Source organism: Chloroflexota bacterium (assembly GCA_026713825.1).
Lineage (GTDB): Bacteria > Chloroflexota > Dehalococcoidia > Lucifugimonadales > UBA1127 > UBA1127.
On the sequence record JAPONS010000106.1, the window covers coordinates 1 to 1,985 of the forward strand.

A 1,985-nucleotide genomic window follows, 5' to 3' on the forward strand; every position below is an offset into this window, starting at 1 on the left:
CGGTTTAGCGCGTCGATGAGCCGCCCGTCCCCGCCCTTCAGTTGGGGGAGGAGCGATGCCATGCCGCCGGGGCGCTCGATGGCCGGGCCTGCCGTTATGCGCAGGTTTGCGCCCATCTCCGCGGCGATGATGCTGGCGAGTGTCGTCTTGCCGAGGCCGGGCGGACCGTAGAGCAGCACGTGGTCCAGCGGTTCGCCGCGCTGGATGGCGGCATCCATGGAGATGGTGAGCGTCTCCTTCACCCGCTCCTGGCCGATGTACTCGGCGAGGCGCCGCGGGCGCAGTCCACCCTCCGCACCCCGGTCTTCCTCGCGCGCTGCCCCTGAGACGATGCGTTCGTTGGCCATCCCGCCGCGATTCTAGCGCATGGGGAGCAGGCTACGAGAGTTTGAGAGATACCTGCGACGGGTCTTGGTCAAAGTGTTTCAAGGCCCTTAAGGCTAGGCGCACGATTTCGCTAGCACTTAGGTGGGCCTCCAAAATGATTCCAGTGTCCTCTAACGGCACTGCACTCTTGAATGGGCTTCCGTCTGGATGCATCCCACTAGTGCTGAATACCACCTTCTTGCCGCGCCTTACGCCCTCGCAGTTCTTCGGCGTGAGTACTTCTTTTCTGTACAGCCAGAGCGCGATCTGCACGAGTACTCCCCTCCAAGCTGTCAGTGTTCGCTCGCCGTCGGGCAGATGTATGGCCTTCGGTGCAGGCTTGTTCGTCGGTTCGGGAGCCTGACTGAGGGGCGTCCAGCCCGGAGGTAGCGGCGAGACTACTGACAATGGGTCGGCGACAGGTGCTGGTGCCGGCGCCGGGTCATGCACTGTTCCCGCACTGCCGTATTCGACTAGGAACGGTTCTCTGCCAACATCGAACCCGCCAATCTCGTAGTTCGGTTGCCAGAGCCCCAAGAGCTTTAGAGCAGCCTTCTCTGGACTTTCGCTCAGAATCGAGACGTCCATGACGAAGTCTTGTTCGCTTGTGCCATAGACCTTCCATGTGTCACCGTTCGTCACTGCGCAATACTGGACCTTGGGCGAACGGCCGATGTTTTCGTGACCCATGTAGTTGATCGTTTGTTGAACATGCTTGTCGACGTCCTCACTGAGCTTCTTCGCCTCGACGAACATAACAACGTTACCCTTACTCATGAGGGCATAGTCAGCCCAGCCCACTTGCTTCACCTTGGGCTCCACTTCCACTACGCCCGGGTCAGCAGGATCCCAACCCAACGCAAGCAGCATGGGGTCAATGAGAGCAACCCGTGCTCTCATTTCCTGCTCACCCCCTGATCTGAAGTAGTTCTGGTGCTCCTTGAGCCGCTTCTGTAGGGCCCTTATCGTGCCCACCAAATCGTCCAGCACAGCAGCAGTCCTCCGAACGGGATGTTCGCGCCATCCTAACACCATCACATTCCCTTCACCCTGTACACTAACCCCATGACCGACGACGCCTACGAGCGCTGGCAACGCGAGACGTACGGGCCCGTCGTCCGGCGTGTGCCGGAGCGCAAGCCCGCCTTCTCCACCGAGTCCGGCATCGAGGCCGCGCCGCTCTACGGCCCGGATGATGCGAACGAATACGGCCTCGGCTACCCGGGCGAGTACCCGTTCACGCGCGGCGTGCAGCCGTCCATGTACCGCGGACGCCTCTGGACGATGCGCCAGTACGCCGGCTACTCGACGCCCGAGGACTCCAACGCACGCTACCGCTTCCTGCTCTCGCAGGGACAGACCGGCCTCTCGGTAGCGTTCGACCTCCCGACCCAGACCGGCTACGACGCCGACCACGACATGGCGCGAGCCGAGATCGGCAAGGTCGGCGTGCCCATATCCAGCCTCGCCGACATGGAGGCGCTGTTCGACGGCATCCCGCTCGCCAACGTCACCACCTCCATGACCATCAACGCCACCGCGCCGATGCTGCTCGCGCTCTACCTTGCGGTCGCGCGCAAGCAGGGCGCGCCGTTCGCCGGGATCGGCGGCACGACGCA

3 protein-coding genes are annotated in these 1,985 nt (G+C 62.7%); 1 reads left to right on the top strand and 2 read right to left on the bottom strand.

All coding sequences use genetic code 11. The features are described from left to right. A partial coding sequence (locus OXC99_12130) for an AAA family ATPase (protein MCY4625731.1) occupies positions 1-347 on the bottom strand: 347 nt, incomplete at its 3' end. A gap of 31 nt (positions 348-378) precedes the next feature. Continuing rightward, positions 379-1,356: a hypothetical protein gene (locus OXC99_12135; protein MCY4625732.1), complete on the bottom strand. Its 978-nt coding sequence runs from the start codon at positions 1,354-1,356 to the stop codon at positions 379-381. A 75-nt stretch (positions 1,357-1,431) separates the two neighbouring features. Here OXC99_12135 and OXC99_12140 point away from each other — a divergent pair. After that, positions 1,432-1,985: methylmalonyl-CoA mutase family protein (locus OXC99_12140; GenBank protein MCY4625733.1), on the top strand; the 554-nt coding region annotated here is incomplete at its 3' end.